This is a genomic window from Polynucleobacter sp. MG-28-Ekke-A2 (assembly GCF_035012985.1).
Classification (GTDB): Bacteria; Pseudomonadota; Gammaproteobacteria; order Burkholderiales; family Burkholderiaceae; genus Polynucleobacter.
Genome location: NZ_JAYGQU010000003.1, coordinates 22,198 through 39,358 on the forward strand (window position 1 = coordinate 22,198; position 17,161 = coordinate 39,358).

Annotated in this window: 18 protein-coding genes and 1 tRNA gene; 7 read left to right on the forward strand and 12 right to left on the reverse strand. The window is 45.4% G+C overall.

The genetic code is table 11. The features are described 5' to 3' along the window. Positions 1 to 26: 26 nt before the first annotated feature. Entirely contained in the window at positions 27 to 659 is a 633-nt protein-coding gene (locus tag VC188_RS03180; RefSeq protein ID WP_323483001.1) for a TetR/AcrR family transcriptional regulator, read from the reverse strand. 245 nt (positions 660 to 904) lie between these two features. On the opposite strand from VC188_RS03180, the gene VC188_RS03185 reads away from it, so the two are divergent. The 3 genes from VC188_RS03185 (at position 905) to VC188_RS03195 (ending at position 4,332) form a co-directional block, all read left to right on the forward strand. Then, a complete protein-coding gene (locus VC188_RS03185) occupies positions 905 to 1,687 on the forward strand; it encodes a hypothetical protein (protein ID WP_323483002.1) in 783 nt (260 codons plus the stop codon). 138 nt (positions 1,688 to 1,825) lie between these two features. Continuing rightward, on the forward strand, positions 1,826 to 3,502 hold the full coding sequence (locus VC188_RS03190) for a long-chain-fatty-acid--CoA ligase (protein WP_323483003.1): 1,677 nt from the start codon (positions 1,826 to 1,828) through the stop codon (positions 3,500 to 3,502). Positions 3,503 to 3,582: 80 nt separating this feature from the next. Beyond that, complete coding sequence (locus VC188_RS03195; protein WP_323483098.1) at positions 3,583 to 4,332, forward strand: lysophospholipid acyltransferase family protein; 750 nt, start codon at positions 3,583 to 3,585, stop codon at positions 4,330 to 4,332. Positions 4,333 to 4,352: 20 nt separating this feature from the next. Here the strand turns inward: VC188_RS03195 and VC188_RS03200 are convergent, their stop codons facing one another. From VC188_RS03200 to VC188_RS03220, 5 genes are all read right to left on the reverse strand, one after another. Next, positions 4,353 to 4,778, reverse strand: a complete 426-nt coding sequence (locus tag VC188_RS03200) for a DUF4442 domain-containing protein (RefSeq protein ID WP_323483004.1) — start codon at positions 4,776 to 4,778, stop codon at positions 4,353 to 4,355. A 39-nt stretch (positions 4,779 to 4,817) separates the two neighbouring features. After that, positions 4,818 to 6,560, reverse strand: a complete 1,743-nt coding sequence (locus VC188_RS03205) for an IlvD/Edd family dehydratase (RefSeq protein WP_323483005.1) — start codon at positions 6,558 to 6,560, stop codon at positions 4,818 to 4,820. A 64-nt stretch (positions 6,561 to 6,624) separates the two neighbouring features. After that, positions 6,625 to 7,464 (reverse strand): transporter, encoded by an 840-nt coding sequence (locus VC188_RS03210; protein ID WP_323483006.1) that lies wholly within the window; start codon positions 7,462 to 7,464, stop codon positions 6,625 to 6,627. A gap of 42 nt (positions 7,465 to 7,506) precedes the next feature. Further along, on the reverse strand, positions 7,507 to 8,034 hold the full coding sequence (locus VC188_RS03215) for a hypothetical protein (RefSeq protein ID WP_323483007.1): 528 nt from the start codon (positions 8,032 to 8,034) through the stop codon (positions 7,507 to 7,509). A gap of 29 nt (positions 8,035 to 8,063) precedes the next feature. Further along, the gene (locus tag VC188_RS03220) at positions 8,064 to 9,377 is read right to left on the reverse strand and encodes a peptidase U32 family protein (RefSeq protein ID WP_216264381.1); all 1,314 of its coding nucleotides are present in this window, start codon (positions 9,375 to 9,377) and stop codon (positions 8,064 to 8,066) included. Positions 9,378 to 9,611: 234 nt separating this feature from the next. Between VC188_RS03220 and VC188_RS03225 the strand changes: the two genes are divergently transcribed. Next, positions 9,612 to 10,196, forward strand: a complete 585-nt coding sequence (locus VC188_RS03225; protein WP_323483008.1) for a hypothetical protein — start codon at positions 9,612 to 9,614, stop codon at positions 10,194 to 10,196. Between the two features lie 65 nt (positions 10,197 to 10,261). On the opposite strand, the gene VC188_RS03230 is transcribed toward VC188_RS03225, so the two are convergent. Continuing rightward, positions 10,262 to 10,337, reverse strand: a tRNA-Asn gene (locus VC188_RS03230). A gap of 21 nt (positions 10,338 to 10,358) precedes the next feature. Between VC188_RS03230 and thiD the strand changes: the two genes are divergently transcribed. The 3 genes from thiD (at position 10,359) to VC188_RS03245 (ending at position 12,048) form a co-directional block, all read left to right on the forward strand. Further along, a complete protein-coding gene (thiD, locus tag VC188_RS03235; RefSeq protein WP_323483009.1) occupies positions 10,359 to 11,243 on the forward strand; it encodes a bifunctional hydroxymethylpyrimidine kinase/phosphomethylpyrimidine kinase in 885 nt (294 codons plus the stop codon). Positions 11,244 to 11,320: 77 nt separating this feature from the next. Then, positions 11,321 to 11,665 (forward strand): nucleotidyltransferase domain-containing protein, encoded by a 345-nt coding sequence (locus tag VC188_RS03240; RefSeq protein WP_323483010.1) that lies wholly within the window; start codon positions 11,321 to 11,323, stop codon positions 11,663 to 11,665. Then, complete coding sequence (locus tag VC188_RS03245; protein ID WP_323483011.1) at positions 11,662 to 12,048, forward strand: HEPN domain-containing protein; 387 nt, start codon at positions 11,662 to 11,664, stop codon at positions 12,046 to 12,048. Before VC188_RS03240 ends, VC188_RS03245 begins: the two co-directional genes overlap by 4 nt. A gap of 6 nt (positions 12,049 to 12,054) precedes the next feature. Here the strand turns inward: VC188_RS03245 and thiE are convergent, their stop codons facing one another. From thiE to thiC, 5 genes are read right to left on the reverse strand one after another with little or no spacing between them, the layout of a single operon-like run. Beyond that, positions 12,055 to 12,981, reverse strand: coding sequence for a thiamine phosphate synthase (gene thiE, locus VC188_RS03250; RefSeq protein ID WP_323483012.1), 927 nt, complete (start codon positions 12,979 to 12,981; stop codon positions 12,055 to 12,057). A gap of 35 nt (positions 12,982 to 13,016) precedes the next feature. Continuing rightward, positions 13,017 to 13,835, reverse strand: a complete 819-nt coding sequence (locus VC188_RS03255) for a thiazole synthase (protein ID WP_215322088.1) — start codon at positions 13,833 to 13,835, stop codon at positions 13,017 to 13,019. Between the two features lie 21 nt (positions 13,836 to 13,856). Then, on the reverse strand, positions 13,857 to 14,054 hold the full coding sequence (gene thiS / locus VC188_RS03260) for a sulfur carrier protein ThiS (RefSeq protein WP_072582372.1): 198 nt from the start codon (positions 14,052 to 14,054) through the stop codon (positions 13,857 to 13,859). Next, complete coding sequence (locus tag VC188_RS03265) at positions 14,045 to 15,193, reverse strand: FAD-dependent oxidoreductase (protein WP_323483013.1); 1,149 nt, start codon at positions 15,191 to 15,193, stop codon at positions 14,045 to 14,047. The genes thiS and VC188_RS03265 overlap by 10 nt, the downstream gene beginning before the upstream one ends. 23 nt (positions 15,194 to 15,216) lie before the next feature. Continuing rightward, positions 15,217 to 17,157: a phosphomethylpyrimidine synthase ThiC gene (thiC, locus tag VC188_RS03270; protein WP_251368548.1), complete on the reverse strand. Its 1,941-nt coding sequence runs from the start codon at positions 17,155 to 17,157 to the stop codon at positions 15,217 to 15,219. Between the last annotated feature and the right edge of the window lie 4 nt (positions 17,158 to 17,161).

Below are 17,161 nucleotides of genomic sequence, written 5' to 3' on the forward strand. Positions count from 1 at the left end.
GGGATTTAAGATTAACTGACTAAACGTTATTTAGTTACTTGATTTGCTGTAAAAATTTCTTTAATTAGTTTGTTGGCAATCACAAGGCATTTGGGGTTTTCTAGAAAACGAGAATCATGGTGAACGCCTAATGCGATGCTGTAAAGCCTAAACAGTAGAGCTTGGGCATCCACCGATTTTTTTAGATGCCCTTCAGAAATTGCTTCTTTAATAGCCCTTAGCAGGGCAGAGCGCCATATTTCAACACTTCGAAGTAATTCATCTCGAACAATTCCCGGGCAGTCGTCAAATTCAGCCGCTCCAGAAATAAAGAAGCAGCTAGAGGTATCGCCACCGCTGCTCATTTTGAGCCAAGAGCTAATCATTTGATTCAGTCTTGGCAAACCCTTAGGCTTTAAAAGTGCAGGGGCGAATACTACTTCCTGAAATTTTTGATGGTATGCGCGAACAACTTCAACCTGCAGCTCCTCTCGGGAGCCAAAGTGTGCAAAAACTCCACTTTTACTCATCTTCACAGATTCTGCTAAATTCCCAATGGTCAAGCCTTCAAGGCCCGATTTGCTAGAAATCTCTAATGCTGCATTCAGGATCAAAGTCTTGGTTGCCGACCCTTTGGTTGGCTCGTCTGCAGCCTTTAAGTTAACCCTTACTTGATTCATGGGATGTATTTTGACCTTGCAATGTTGTAAAAATAATACGATCGTTCGTTTATATTACATCAATACCAAAATCTTGAAACTAGTTTCCAGACCCTTTAAACAAACAATCTTATCTACAGAGCTACTGGAATTAATGCGCTGCACAATTAATAGAGGGAAAACCCGAGATACAAATTCAGAAAAAGATATTTAAGATTCGAGGTGTTGTTACAGATTTATTACAAAATAAATACAGGAAGACATAAATGAAAACAGTAAAAATTAGCGTCTTAGCTTTAGCAATGGCTGGTGTATTCGCAACGAGTGCTCATGCGCAGTCGGCTAAGAAGAATGCATGGGAAGGTGCTTATGGTCAGATTGGTGTTGGCTTCGGAGTATTTACACCAAAAATTGGTAGCGGTAGCGCTGTAACCCCAACAGGCTTGCCGGCCAATACTGGATACCCCTCTACTGTTTCACAAGGCGCCTCAGCCAGCAGCATAAACAATGTCAATACTGGATTGGTCAATTTGGCTGCAGGTTATAACTTTGGTATTAATGAAACTTGGGTTTTAGGTCTTGCTGCAACTTATTATCCTGGCGCAAGCTCATCGGCAACTGGTCAGCTATCTGTTGCTCCAACTACTATGACCAATGCAAATGGTAATCCTGCATATAATGTTGCAATTCCAGGCGGTAGCTCAACAGCGACTTATAACGTTAAAAATCTCTATAGTATTGTTCTCACCCCTGGCTATGCAATCGATAAGGATCGCTTAGCATATGCCAAAGTTGGTTATACAGGAGCCACTATTGGACTTAATGGCCCAACTCTTGCATATCAAAGCACTAATTTAACTGGCTACACTTTAGGGTTAGGTTACAAGCAAATGATCACTCAATCGCTCTATGCTTTTGGAGAAGTAAACTACGCATCCTATGGTACAAAGTCTTTAACGGCAACCCTTACAACAGGCACTCAACTGCAAGGTATGACTGTTAGCGGTGTTGGTACCGATATTTTGGTTGGTGTCGGATATCGCTTCTAATCTTTGTGTATCAAAAGTCAAAGCCCTCTCATCGCAGAGGGCTTTTTCTTTAGATTTATTGTTCCTGTGATTAGAATGAGTCATACAGATTTAACAATCTGACTATAAGTAAAACTAGATCGAGACCGAAAGTAACTCATGGTTAATCCCTCAAAACCTTGGTTAAAACACTATCCTGAGGGTGTGCCTCATGATGTTGATATCTCTGGCTATAACTCTTTGTTGGATATGTTTGAGGAGGCCTTTGAGCGCTATCCAAATAGACGTGCCTGTGAGTATCTAGATAAATTCTTAACCTATCGAGAGCTTGATCAGCACTCCAAGCACTTTGCCTCTTACTTGCAAAACCTGGGTTTAGAACCTGGTGCTCGTGTGGCAATCATGTTGCCAAACGTTTTGCAATTTCAAATTGCGATGATCGGCATTCTTCGTGCTGGGTACGTAGTGGTCAATGTTAATCCGCTTTATACCGCTCGTGAGTTGGAATACCAACTTAAAGATAGCGGCGCTTCAGCTTTAATCATCTTAGAAAACTTTGCACATGTATACCAGCACATCGCTGCTGATGTGCCATTAAAAAAGACCATCGTTACTTCACTTGGTGAAATGATTGGTCTGAAGGGCTCTGTAGTTAACTTTGTAGTGCGCAATGTAAAAAAACTCGTGCCTGCATGGGATCTCCCCGGCCATATTACTTTTTTGGCTGCTTTAGGTGAGGGCAGTCGTCATCACTGGAATAAACCCAACACTTCTTTAGGGGACATTGCCTTTTTGCAATACACAGGGGGCACCACTGGTTTATCTAAAGGCGCGATTCTTCTGCATAAAAATATTTTATCCAATGTTATTCAGACAGAGCTTTGGCTTGAGCCAGGATTAAAGCGTAAAAAAGTGGATCAATTGGTTTTCTTATGTGCGTTACCGATGTATCACATCTTTGCTTTAACAGCCTGCTCAGTATTGGGAATGCGCAAAGGTGGTCTGTTAGTTTTGGTTCCTAATCCACGTGATTTTGATGGCTTCATAAAACTATTGAAGAAGCATCCAAATATCAATATTTTCCCTGGTGTTAATACTCTCTTTAATGCACTGATGCACAAACCAGAATTTGCCTCTGTGAAGTTCCCTAATATTTTGGCCACTATTGGTGGTGGCATGGCAATGCAAAAGGTAGTTGCTGATCATTGGCAAGAAATGACTGGTGCTCCTATTGCCGAAGGCTATGGCCTTTCAGAAACCTCACCAGTTGCTTGCGTTAACTCTGCTTTAATCGAAAGCTTTACTGGCTATATTGGCTTTCCTGTTCCAAGCACTGAAGTTGTAATCCTGGGTGACGACGGCATTGAGGTGCCTTTTGGTACTCCTGGTGAAATTTGCATCCGGGGGCCTCAGGTAATGGCGGGTTACTGGAATAAGCCTGAAGAAACTAAGAATGTCATGACATCTGATGGCTTCTTTAAATCGGGCGATATTGGCATCATGAATGCCGACGGTCTCACTAAGATTGTGGATCGCAAAAAAGATATGGTTCTGGTTTCTGGATTTAACGTCTATCCAAATGAGGTAGAGGAAGTCCTATCATTAATTCCTGGTATCTTGGAGTGCGCTGTCATTGGTGTGCCTGATGAAGACTCTGGTGAGGCTGTCAAAGCTTTTGTTGTAAAGCAAGACCAGGCCCTAACAGAAGAAGCTATCTTGGCATTCTGCAAAGAGAACCTCACTAACTATAAGCGTCCTAAATATATTGTTTTCCGTACTGATTTGCCAAAAACTAATGTTGGAAAAATCCTAAGACGTGAATTAAGGGATTTATGAGCATTGCCAAGGGTCATCTCGTAAAGGCCAATCATTTAAAATAAGTTTTTTAGCGCTTTATTAGTAAAAATATTATCGTGATGCTTTGGCTGCGTTCCTTTCTATTCTATTTATTTGGTTTCACAACCGTCACCATTGTTGCTAGCGCAATTATTCTGGTCATCCCATTTACGGGTCGAAGCACGCGTTACCAGATGGGCGTATTTTGGTGTCGTTTAACCCAAAAAGCACTCTTATTTTTCTGTGGAATAGATCTAAAGATAAAGGGCTTTGAGAATATCCCCCAAGATCCTAATAAGGCATTAATTATTTTGGGTAAACATCAATCGGCATGGGAAACCTTTGTCTACCCAGCATTTTTCCCAAGACAGCTTTGCTTTGTATTCAAAAGAGAATTATTGTTTGTGCCATTTTTTGGTTGGGCTTTGGCCTCATTAAAGATGATTCATATCAATCGGGGCGATCGTGAGAAAGCTAGAGAAGCTGTCAACGAACGGGGCAAAGTGGTTTTATCTGAGGGAAATTGGATTGCCATTTATCCAGAGGGTACGCGAACCCCACGTGGATCATTTAAGCCTTACAGAAAAGGCGGTTCGCGCCTTGCCATCAGCACGCAAACAGACATTCTTCCGGTGGCGCAGAACTCTGCTGCCATTTGGCCTAGAAATTCCTTCTTAAAGCATCCCGGGGTTATTACTCTTTCTATTGGACCAGTGATCTCAGTGGCGGGAAAAACCGAAGAGCAGCTGCAGCTTGAGGTGGAAGCCTGGATTGAAGGCGAGATGCGTATTATTGATGCTCCCGCTTATACAAAGCAATCAGTCGATTAGTAAAAAGCTAACAACACGCCTTAGCTTTTCTTCATCTTCTTTCGTATATACAAAGTCTTGGTGATGCGTGCCACTACATCATCTTCTTGATCTTTTACGTCGACTACAAAGTCCCTTAAGACCTTATCTCCAGGCTCTGCGGCAGTAACAATTTCATCCAATTGGTCCTGAGTAATTTCAAAACTAGCATGAACTTTCCCTTTGCCCGGCTTCAGAAATTCAATCTTGGCCGCCTGGTCCCAAATAATGTAACCCTTACCTAGATTCTGGGAGACCATCATCATGAAGAAAGGGTCGGTCATTGCAAAGAGACTGCCACCAAAATGAACCCCAACAATATTGCGATTCAACAGACCGTGCTTGAGAAGTACCTTGGCATGACGAAAGTCTTGAGCAATATGCTCAACCGTAATACCAGCACCCAGAAACGGGGGCCATAGATTCATGCCTCTACGCAAGAGATTGGCGTTTATCACTGAAAACTTTTATTTGGATGAAGGAGTCTTGCCAACCATCTTCGCTGCTCTCAAGAAATCAAAGTCGACGCCTTGATCTGCTTGAGTCACGGTATCCAAGAAAAGCTTCTTATAGCCGCGTTCAGCAGTCGGTGAAGTAATGGGATTATCTTTCATACGCTTAGCTAGTTCTTCATCTGAAATTAAAAGACTTATTTCACGATTCTTCACGCTCAAACGAATGCGATCACCGTTACGTACCTGCGCTAATGGACCCCCAATAGCGGATTCAGGGGTAACGTGCAACACAATCGTGCCGAAGGCAGTGCCGCTCATGCGTCCATCAGAGATGCGCACAATATCTTTCACACCAGCACGAGCTAATTTCATCGGAATAGGGATGTACCCAGCCTCTGGCATACCAGGGGCACCTTTAGGCCCAATATTTTTGAGTACCAAAATGTCATCAGCAGTGACATCTAAGTCTGGGCTATCGATACGGTTAGCTAAATCTGCAGCATCTTCAAACACTACGGCACGACCTTCATGCTCCATGAGCTTTTCATTGGCAGCAGATTGCTTAATGATGGCGCCACCAGGTGCTAGATTACCGTGCAAGACAGCAATACTGCCGCGTGGGTAAATTGGTTTATCAAATGGACGCACTACATTTTGTTTAAAGCTTGGTGCAGCAGCATCAAGCTCTTCACCAAGGGTTCTGCCGGAAACAGTCATTGCATCAAGCTTCAAGAGAGGCTTCAGTTCACGAAGCAAGGTGGTCATGCCACCAGCATCATGGAAGTTTTCCATATAGTGGTCACCAGATGGTTTTAAATCAACCAAAACAGGGGTCTCATCACCCATCTTATCAAGCGCATCTAAATCAATCTCGAGGCCCATACGGCCAGCAATGGCAGCTAAGTGAACAATGCCATTGGTTGACCCACCAATCGCTAGCAAAACACGCATCGCGTTTTCAAATGCGTCTGCAGTGAGTACCTTGTCTATCGTCAAACCTTCTTTTGCCATCTTCACAGCACAAGTACCAGTTTCTTCAGCTACGCGGATACGGTCTGCAGTGACTGCTGGAGGAGTTGCACCACCGGGAACTGTCATACCCAGCGCTTCTGATATACATGCCATGGTGCTGGCTGTGCCCATAACTGAACATGTACCAACACTGGCCACTAACTGATCATTGACTTCATCTTTTTCTACTTCATCAATTTCACCGGCGCGGAATTTACCCCAGTAACGGCGGCAGTCAGTACAAGCACCAACACGCTCGCTGCGATGCGATCCAGTCAGCATTGAGCCGGTAATCAGTTGGATAGCGGGTAAGCCTGCAGAAGCGGCACCCATCATTTGTGCGGGAACAGTTTTATCGCAACCACCAATCATGACAACTGCATCCATTGGCTGTGCGCGCAGCATCTCTTCAGTGTCCATCGACATTAAGTTGCGCAAGTACATGCTAGTAGGCGCAGCAAAACTCTCATGTATCGAAATCGTCGGAAATTCCATCGGCAAACCACCGGCCAACATCACACCACGCTTTACCGCCTCCAAAAGCTGAGGCATATTGCCATGGCAGGGGTTGTACGCACTGCCAGTATTGATAATGCCGATGACAGGGCGATCTAAAGCGCTATTGGTATATCCAGCACCTTTAATAAAAGCCTTACGTAAAAATAAAGAAAAGCCTTTATCGCCATAGCTAGTTAAGCCTTTACGTAAACCACTCTCTGCAGAGTCTTTTGGTGTATTGCTCATGATTGTCTCGTGTCTCTTTTTAATGATCTTTGGCTTTATTGTAGCGATGGAGTAGCCTATATACCTACACTCCGCCGCCCCAGCGGTACTGCCAGGAAATTCCCAGTGCGGTGTAGTCAGTATTGGTGTTGGAGTAGACGCCTTTGCTACCAGTTAGGCGGATGGAATTGCGCTTATTAATAGGGTAAGAAAAAGTACTGCCAAAACGCCAATTTTCTTGTGAGCCGCTGATTGCTGCGCCATTGACATATTTCTGACCACCCATGAAGTAGGTAGCATCGGCAGAAATATAGGCTGTATTCTCAAAGTAATAGATCCCATGGGCTTCCGAGGAGTAGATGGGATTTTGGGAGAGCGTATTGCTTCCCAGAAAACTAGTGTTGTTGGTGTAGATGGTAGCCATGCCTGCTAATTCCAAACGCCATGGCCCGATTGCTTGAGATGCTCCAATAGCAGGTTGAATAAGAGAGCGATTGGCGCCTACATTGAGCATTTGCTCACTGTTGTACTTACCCCATGGGATCGAAGCCGCAAGACTAGTGCCAATAATGAGATCTTGTTTATAGTTATTAAATTCCTCTAGCGAGAGTGCTGGAGCGCCATACAGATTGGCGGAGATTTTTACAACAGGATCGGATAAGCCTTCTGCAGATGCGTTGATATTTTGAGGGCCAAGACTGCCAGTACCAGAAAGCTGCGCATAGGGTAGTAACAAGCTGATTCTGCCAGACTGGCCGAAGACATCAATGATGCGGGTCAGATTTACCGCCTCTGTAGTGAGCGTGTAAGAACCGCTTTTAGCTTGAGCAATGCCGCCAGTAACAAAGTTGATGCCTATGGGCGCATTGGAATAAGCGCGCGCTTCAATTTCTTGAGCGGACGCTTGTTGGCAAATGAGTTCCAACAAGCAGAGCCAAAAAATTCTCACGCAATACAAGTATGGCAATTATTTTTTGGAGCCAAATAGGACGGCAAGTGTTTCAGTATTTCCAACAACCTTATTGAACCCAACAAAAATTAAGTAAGGCCAAACAATTAACCAATACACAATCGACATGGCCAATACCCTTAATGGATCACCGCTTCCAAAAGCGGCCATGGAGGTAATAAACTCTTTTCCATGTATCAGGCCATCGACTCCGGCCTCAATATAGTTCAAGGCAATAATGACAATAATGTAAACGATAGACTCAATAAATAGAGGGCCAACAATTCCATGTGCTTTATCAACCTTGATTGGATAGGCGGCCTGAGCAATTAGCATAAATTTTGCCGATAAGCCTGCTTTGATTAATGCAAAGCCAAAGAGGGTCAGGGGGATAGGGCGCTCTTCTAAAGCGGTTGTAGCCATAAAGGTAATCGCGCAGAACCAAATGCCGAAGTAAAGCGTTAGAGCAAGCGCTTTCCTCATTTCATCTTCCAGCTTTAATTTCAAGCCGGGTTTGTTTGGTGGGTTCTTAGCGCTGTTAGTCATGAAAATCTTTAATAAGATAAATAGGGATGTTAATCGCCGCAAGTGGAGCAAGAGCTGGAAGTAGCTACTTCAGCTGGTGCAGGTTCTTGTGTATAGCGCGCAATAAAGGCATGTGTTGTGGCCATTGGTATTTTTAGCCAAACAAAGTGACCCGATCCAGGGGCTACATCAATTGACTCGCCCTTCATATTCCACATCTCAGTCAATACAACATCCGTGTTTCCATTTGGTTCAATGATTTCGATTTTGTCACCAACAGAAAAACGATTCTTAACATCTACCTTCACTCGACCCGTAGCAGAGTCAATCTCCAGCGTTTCACCAACATACAAGCTTCGCCCCGATAAGGAGTGGCCACGCATATAGAGTTGATACTCTTTGTCATGGTGACGCTCATAAAAGCCATCTGTATAACCACGGTTGGCTAAACCTTCTAATTGACCTAATAATGCAGTATTAAATGGTTTGCCTGCTACAGCATCATTAATTGCCGCTCTATAGGATTGCACAGTACGCGAAACGTAATAAGGTGATTTGGTACGACCTTCAATTTTGAAAGAGTCAACACCCATCTTAGTTAGGCGCTCAATATGCTCAACGGCTCGCAGATCTTTCGAGTTCATGATGTAGGTGCCATGCTCATCTTCTTCCATTGGCATCAAGTCATCAGGGCGACGTGCTTCCTGAAGCAGTACAACATCACCACTCGTATTTTGTTGCCCAGGCTTCACCTTGTAATCCCAGCGGCAAGCATTCGTGCAGGCGCCTTGATTGGAGTCGCGGTGAGACATATAGCCCGATAACAAGCAGCGACCTGAGTAGGCAATACAGAGAGCGCCATGAACAAATACCTCAAGCTCCATCTCAGGGCAGTCTTGACGTACTTCCTCAATTTCATCAAAAGAGAGTTCGCGGGACAAAATTACACGACTAATACCAACCGAGCGCCAGAACTTAGCGGAAGCACCATTCACGGTATTGGCCTGTACCGATAAATGAATTGGCATATCTGGCCAAGCTTCACGAGCCATCATGATGAGGCCAGGATCAGACATGATTAAAGCATCTGGCTTCAATGCAATGACTGGATCCATATCTTTAATGTAAGTACGCGTCTTACCACCGTGAGGTAATAAGTTAGAAACTAGATAAAACTTCTTGCCCATTTCATGGGCGGTATCGATACCTTGCTTGAGAACCTCAATTTTGCCAAAGTCGTTATTACGAACCCTTAGTGAATAGCGAGGCTGTCCGGCGTAGATGGCATCTGCGCCAAAATCAAAGGCAGTACGGAGCATGGAAAGGCTGCCGGCTGGAGCGAGGAGTTCAGGAATCTTAGTCATCCGGCTATTTTAGTGAATACGGCCGAACTTGTTTGATTTGCCCCATGACTCAGTCCTGGGGCCTTCTAGAACTGGGTTTGCGTAGGCCTGACAAGTAGGCGGCTAGCTAATGAAGAGTATCCTACAGGTGATGTGGAGAGCATTGTCAAGATGAACGGGGAGACTTCCCTTTGACTTTTCACCCTAAATTGAAGGCGCTTACTATAAAAGCATAACGAATTCAGAAAGAATGTAATGTCAAAACTCACATCCAAACCCATCCTAAAAAAAGCCAGTGCAATTTTGGCTCAAGAGTTTGCAATACCTAAAGATATTGCTTGGGCATGGGTCACTCTATTGCTTTCACAAGAAGAACAGAAGCGCGATAGCGAAGAAAAGCGTTACAGCCGCATTGCTGAATTTGAAGCTTGGATTTTAGGTCTAAGTCTACCAACTGATCCAAAGAATCCTGAGAGCGGTGCAGTGAGTCCTGAGGCAGTTAAAAATTCCGCCAGAAATGTCTTTGAGTGGCCACATGAGTACATCTTCGAAGAACCAGCAGCCCCAAATCATATGGATACCAAGGTTACCTATGGCGATACCATCACCAAACCCATTTTGGATGCGGTTAAAGATGCTGGTGGATCCGATGATCGGGCGGCACTGATCGCCATCTTAGAAGGCTATGCAAAAGAAGGTAAAGAGCCTTTTGCTAATGTCACAGCAGAAGGCATCGAATGGAAAGGCAGCGCTTGGAAAGATGGCGATAAATATAATCTCCTGACTATTAAGACTCTCAATAATCGCCTGGCCAATTTACGCAAGAAGGGCTTGATCTAAGCGGGTTGCCTTACCCGTACTACAAAAGAAAAAGCCCCTAGATTGCTCTAGGGGCTTTACTTATTTGGCTCCTCGACCTGGGCTCGAACCAGGGACCTACGGATTAACAGTCCGGCGCTCTACCGACTGAGCTATCGAGGAATAAGCCGATATTATAGCAAGATGAAATCACTTCTTCCCACTTCTGTGCAGATCCCCAAAGTACTGACCATTGCTGGGTCCGATAGCGGCGGTGGGGCGGGGCTGCAGGCCGACCTCAAGGCGATCACCGCCCTTGGTGGCTACGGCATGTCAGTCATTACGGCAATTACCGCCCAAAATACCTTGGGTGTAACGCGTATTCAGGATGTAGATCTTGATGTGGTTGAAGCCCAGATCGACGCTGTTTTAATGGATATTGGCGCCGATATAGTCAAAATCGGTATGTTGGCCAGCCCAGAAATAGTCCGAACAGTTGCTAAATCTTTACGCAAACATGGTGTTAAACGTATTGTTTTAGACCCTGTTTTGCGCGCAACCTCCGGCGCTAGCTTAGGTGGTGACGATGCCGCTCAAGCAATGATTACTGAATTATTTCCGATGGCATTGCTCGTTACTCCTAACTTAGATGAAGCTTCATTACTACTTGGTCGCGAAATAAGCGGTCCAAATGATTTCAAATTAGCCGCCGAAGAATTACTCGAGATGGGCCCACAAGCAGTGCTCATCAAAGGCGGGCATTTAGACAGTACGCATACCCAAATTACCGATTATTTAATGTGGCGTACGCTTGAAGACGGCCTTGAAGTGGTTCAGTCAAAAGAATTCAAACACTATCGTGTCAATACGGTAAATACGCACGGCACTGGATGTTCTTTAGCATCTGCCATTGCTACCTATCTAGCTGATGGTCATGATCTAGCTCATGCCGTTGCTAAGGCGATCGCCTATGTAGAGGCAGGCTTAGAGGCAGGCCGCTTCTTGAGTATTGGTGAAGGTCCAGGACCCCTCTGGCATATGCATGATTTCTACCCAACTGCGCTACTTGACGAAAAAACAAAGCCATAGCAGTGTTTTTAACCTCAATCTAGCAATGTTAAAGACCTTAATTGCCATAACATCTTTTTCTTTGGATAATAGAAGTTATGGGCAATTTCTTCATTGACGATCAAACAAAAGCTGCTACATCAGCTTTTATGGATAGGGTTGCTCAATACTTTCCAATAGCAAAAGCGTTGTTGTTTGGAAGTCGAGCTAGGGGTACTCATAACGTAGAAAGTGACGCCGATGTTGCTATTCTTTTGAAAGGCCTAGCAACTCCATTTATGGCGACAAAATTTGCTATGGATGACCTTGCTTATGAAGTTCTTTTAGAGACCGGTATACGTATTCAGCCGCTACCAATATGGCAGGAAGAATGGGATCATCCAGAAACTTATTCAAATCCAAGCCTTATCAATAATGTGCGAAACGAAGGTATTGTGCTTTGAAGGCAAAAGAACTTTTTATTAAAGCGACAACAGCAGCTGCCTCGGCAAAAATACTATTAAATGCTGATGATTTCGATGGAGCATGTAATCGAGCCTATTACGCTATGTTTGACGCTGCTCGAGGTGCTTTACTTGCTTCGGGCGAGGTAAATTCGGTCGAGCATACAAAAACCCATAGTGGTCTCATATCAGTTTTTAGTTTGAAATTGGTAAAAACAGGTCAAGTCTCAATTGAATTCGGCAAAGCATTAAACAGGGTCGAGGATCTTCGTTTAATGGGTGATTACAAAGGTGATTTGGTGGCCAAGGAGGATGCTCAATGGGCGGTTGCTAAAGCAAGTGAATTCGTTGAGCACCTTTTGGGGTTATTTGATAAATCCTAAATCGATTTAAGCCTGCATTAATTCTTGTAAGCGCTTAACTGCTGCCTTAGGGTCTTTAGCTTGGGTAATGGCTCTCACAACAGCTACAGAACCAACACCACTTTTTGCTACTGCATGAATGCTATCTTGATCAATGCCACCAATAGCTACCAGCGGGTAGTTGCTCATGAGCTGAGCATATCGATATAAACGACCTAGTCCTTGCGGTGCTGTAGGCATCTTCTTTAAATTTGTTGGAAAGACTGCGCCCATCGCAATGTAGCTTGGGCAAAAGCGATCTGCATAAGCCAGCTCTGCATAGCCATGAGTGCTTAGTCCCAGCCTTAAGCCCGCACCCCGAATTTCTTCTAGGTTGGCATCTACTAAATCCTCTTGACCTAAATGCACGCCATAGGCGCCAGCATCAATTGCTTCTTGCCAATAGTCATTAATGAATAGCAAGGTCTTGCTATCTTTGACTGCTGCAACAGATTCTTTAATTTGTTTTCGGATCTTAGACTTTTCGTCTGACTTAAATCTAAGTTGTACCGTCGGCAACTCTGCATCGACCATGCGCTTTACCCAATCAGCATCCGGCATGACTCCATACAAGCCCAGGCGTTTTGGACACTCTTTAAAGGCATTGGGATTCATATTGCGAGTCCAGGGCAATAAATCAAAATGCTCTGGCCTGCTGGGCCATTTAAAGGGATTAAAGCCACCATCTTGCAATGTCATGCGTGACCATGCTTTACCCAGAATTCTGGCATCAGACTCGATAAATCCCATTTCAATGGCAGCTAGTGCGCCTGCCAATTCGTAGTGATCGACGGCTGCTTCGTTATCAATCAGTGGAGGCGGAGAGTTCAGACTAAAGGTCGGAATCGGAATACATAAATCTTCATTGCGATGTGCAGCAACGATTTGATCAGCAAGGTCACGAATGAGGCTCATGAGTTCAGTGTACTTAACTTAGTGTCCTGTTGCGACTACGATTGATGCCAAAACGGAGTACCCACCAAAGGCGTGCTTGCTTGAGCAGACTCTTGAGGCTTCATGGCGCCCGATAAGAAGGTGGCACGACCTGCATCAACCGCCATAGCAAAGGCTTTGGCCATTACCACAGGATCATCCGCCAAGGCTACTGCGGTATTGAGTAGTACACCATCAAACCCCCATTCCATGACGGTGCAGGCATGAGAAGGAAGTCCTAGACCAGCATCCACCAAGAGCGGAACTTTTAATCGGTCGCGCAACAGTTTCATGGCATAGGGATTTAAAGGCCCCTGTCCGGTACCAATTGGAGCCGCCCAAGGCATGACTGCTTGGCAACCGACATCAACCAGACGTTGGCACAAAATGAGATCCTCCGTGCAATACGGCAGAACCTTAAAGCCATCTTTAATCAGAGTCTCTGCTGTCTGCACTAAGCGCAAGACATCTGGTTGCAAAGTGTAATCATCGCCAATGAGCTCTAACTTGATCCAATCGGTTTCAAACACTTCACGCGCCATTTGCGCGGTGGTAATGACTTCTTGTGGGCTATGGCAACCAGCGGTATTTGGTAAAACAGGAACTGCCATCTTTTTGAGCAAATCCCAAAAGCCGCTATGCGCTTCAGCGGTTGATGTTCCCTGGCGACGCAAACTTACGGTAATCATGCCAGGGTTAGATGCCTCTACTGAGTTCTCAAGCACCTGTGGAGAAGGGTAGCGTGAGGTTCCTAATAGCAAACGACTCGCAAAGCTCTCGCCATAAAGGACAAGTGTATCGGCGCTATTGAGGTTATTAGGTAAAGGAGCGTTCATAGCAAAATAATTGGTTCTTAATCAGCCGCCAGTAACTGGAGCAATCACTTCAATTTGGTCATTCTCATTTAATGCAAAGTCTGCATGCTTAGTCTTGGGCACAAAGTTGAGATTTACGGCAACGGCATAGGGTGGCTTCGCATTGATCAAGGCTAGAGCATCACTCACCATACTCTTGCTAGGCAACTCATAAGCTACTTGATTCACGATTACGCGCATACCGCCTCAATCTGGTTGCAATCTTGAGTCACACTCAACCCTAAATCCAATGCAGTCTTACTGGTGCCGAGCTCTATAAGTTCCAATGCGCAGTCAAGCACTGCAGGAGAAATCATAAAACCATGGCGATATAGACCATTGATCATGATCAAATCAGATAGCCCTGTATCCCTTTGTGATTGAATTTCTGGAAGATTATTTTTTAAAGTAGGGCGACACTGCGTTGCCATCTCTAAAATACGTGCCTCAGCAAACCCACTATGAACGGTATAGACGGCGCTGAGCAATTCCATAGCAGAGCGTAAGCTCATTTGTGACAAGTCATCGGACTCAATCTCCGTTGCACCCACCACATAAATATCATTTTCTTTAGGGGCAATATAAATCGGGTAGCGTGGATGGATTAAGCGCGTAGGACGATGCAACTTCACTTCTGGCGCATAGAGTCGAATGACCTCACCACGAACACCACGCAAGCTATTGGGCTTGTCACCAAATGACCAAGCTTCTTTAGCTCCCGTACCGCGGCAATCAATTACGGCCTTATAGCCCGTCTTTTTGCGCAATTCGGTTGGGTTGATTTCGGTATGCCAGTGGCAATTGACCTTCAATAGCGTTAACTCACTAGCGAGAGCATCCAATAGCTGGCGATTATCCAATTGCCCCTCATTGGGTAAGTACAGTCCCTGAGTAAAGCGATCGGCAACACCAGGCTCAAGTTCACGCAAAGCTTCATTGCCGAGCTTTTGTGGCGCACTGAGATCAGCGTTCGCGCGACAGTTCTTCTCTAAATGAGCAGTAAAGCGTTCGGCTTCACTGGCATCTTGGCGATGCCACAAAATCAAAGTGCCATCTTGCTGAAAGTAAACCGGATTAGACAAATCAGCAATAAGCTCTTTCCAGCGAGGCAGGCTATACAAACCCATGCGCACAACAGAATCCTCAGTAATTGCAGACTCAGCTAATGGCGCCAACATCGCTGCAGCAATGCGCGCAGCAGCATGAGCACCATCAGGGCCGCCTTTATCAAAGAGATCTACTTGAGCACCTCCTTTAGCAAGCGCAACAGCCAGCAGGCGACCCATCAGACCGCCGCCAGCAATTGCATATTTACTATCGGTGAAGCTTGCACTAGTCATCTTTATCTTTTGAGCTAGTTGGCTTATTGATAAATCTCACTACCGCGTTTACGGAACTCTGCAGACATCTCTTCCATGCCCTTAGAAGCGTCAGCTACTTCAGTAATCGGAATAACTTTCGCTTTTGGATTTCCATCTGCATCTAGAGTTGCCGCGTAGTCACGAACTTCTTGAGTGATCTTCATCGAGCAGAACTTCGGACCGCACATTGAGCAGAAGTGCGCAATCTTGGCGCCTTCAGCTGGCAGTGTTGCATCGTGATACTCACGCGCGCGCTCAGGATCTAAGCCCAGATTAAATTGGTCTTCCCAGCGGAATTCAAAGCGTGCTTTAGAGAGGGCGTTATCACGCACTTGTGCACCAGGCAAGCCTTTAGCCAAGTCAGCACCATGGGCAGCAATCTTGTAGGTAATGATGCCTTCACGAACGTCTTCTTTATCTGGCAAACCTAAATGCTCTTTTGGCGTGACATAGCAAAGCATTGCTGTACCGTACCAACCAATTTGCGCAGCACCAATACCGCTGGTGATGTGGTCATAGCCAGGGGCGATATCGGTAATCAATGGTCCGAGCGTGTAGAAAGGAGCTTCCAAGCAATGCTTCAGCTCTTCAGTCATATTCTCTTCAATGCGCTGCATTGGAACGTGACCAGGACCTTCAATCATGACTTGCACATCATGCTTCCAAGCCTTAGCCGTCAATTCACCAAGGGTGTGAAGCTCACCAAACTGAGCGGCATCATTAGAGTCGGCAATACAACCAGGGCGCAAGCCATCACCCAAGCTAAATGACACGTCATACGCTTTCATGATTTCGCAGATCTCATCAAACTTCGTGTAAAGGAAGTTCTCTTTGTGATGAGCCAAGCACCATTTAGCCATGATCGAGCCGCCACGAGAAACAATACCCGTAATACGATCAGCTGTTAGCGGGACGTAACGTAGCAATACACCTGCATGGATGGTGAAGTAATCCACGCCTTGTTCAGCTTGCTCAATAAGTGTGTCACGGAACATTTCCCAGGTGAGGTCTTCGGCGATACCGCCGGTTTTATCTAGTGCTTGATAGATTGGCACTGTGCCAATAGGTACTGGAGAGTTACGAATAATCCATTCACGAGTCTCGTGAATATGTTTACCAGTGGAGAGATCCATGATGGTGTCTGCACCCCAACGAATAGACCACACCATCTTTTCAACTTCTTCATTGATGGAAGAGGTGACAGCAGAGTTACCTAAATTGCCGTTAATCTTCACGCGGAAGTTACGGCCAATAATCATTGGCTCTAATTCAGGGTGATTGATGTTTGCTGGAATGATCGCGCGGCCTGCAGCTATCTCAGAGCGCACAAATTCACCGGTGACGATGTCAGGCAGGTTGGCGCCATAACCTTTGCCTGGGTGCTGCTTCAATAACTGCTTGTAAGCTGGATCTTTGCGAAGCTGCTCAAGGCCCATAGATTCACGCAGGGCGATGTATTCCATTTCAGGAGTAATGATTCCTTGGCGGGCGTAATACATCTGACTCACGTTATGACCGGATTTAGCGACTCGCGGTGCACTGATATGAGAGAAGCGTAAATTTTGAGTAGCTTCATCTTGAGAGCGAGCTACGCCGTATTCAGAGCTAGGTCCTGCCAACTGGATGGTGTCATTACGCTCAGCAATCCAAGCATCACGCAGCCTTGGCAAACCTTTTTCCAGGTTGATCACAACATCAGGATCACTGTATGGGCCTGAAGTGTCATAGACGGGTACCGGAGGATTTGCCAACATTTCTTCACCTACGCGAGTAGGTAGTTGCTCAATCATGCGGATTGGCGCTTTGACATCAGGCCTTGACCCTTGAAGATAAGTTTTGGTTGAGGCTGGATAGGCAAACTTTTGCCCAAAGTCGCGCTCCAAACTTTTTAAGCTTGGAATCTCGTGTTTAGCGTTTTTAGTTGAGGTGTTGCCTGTACTCATGTCC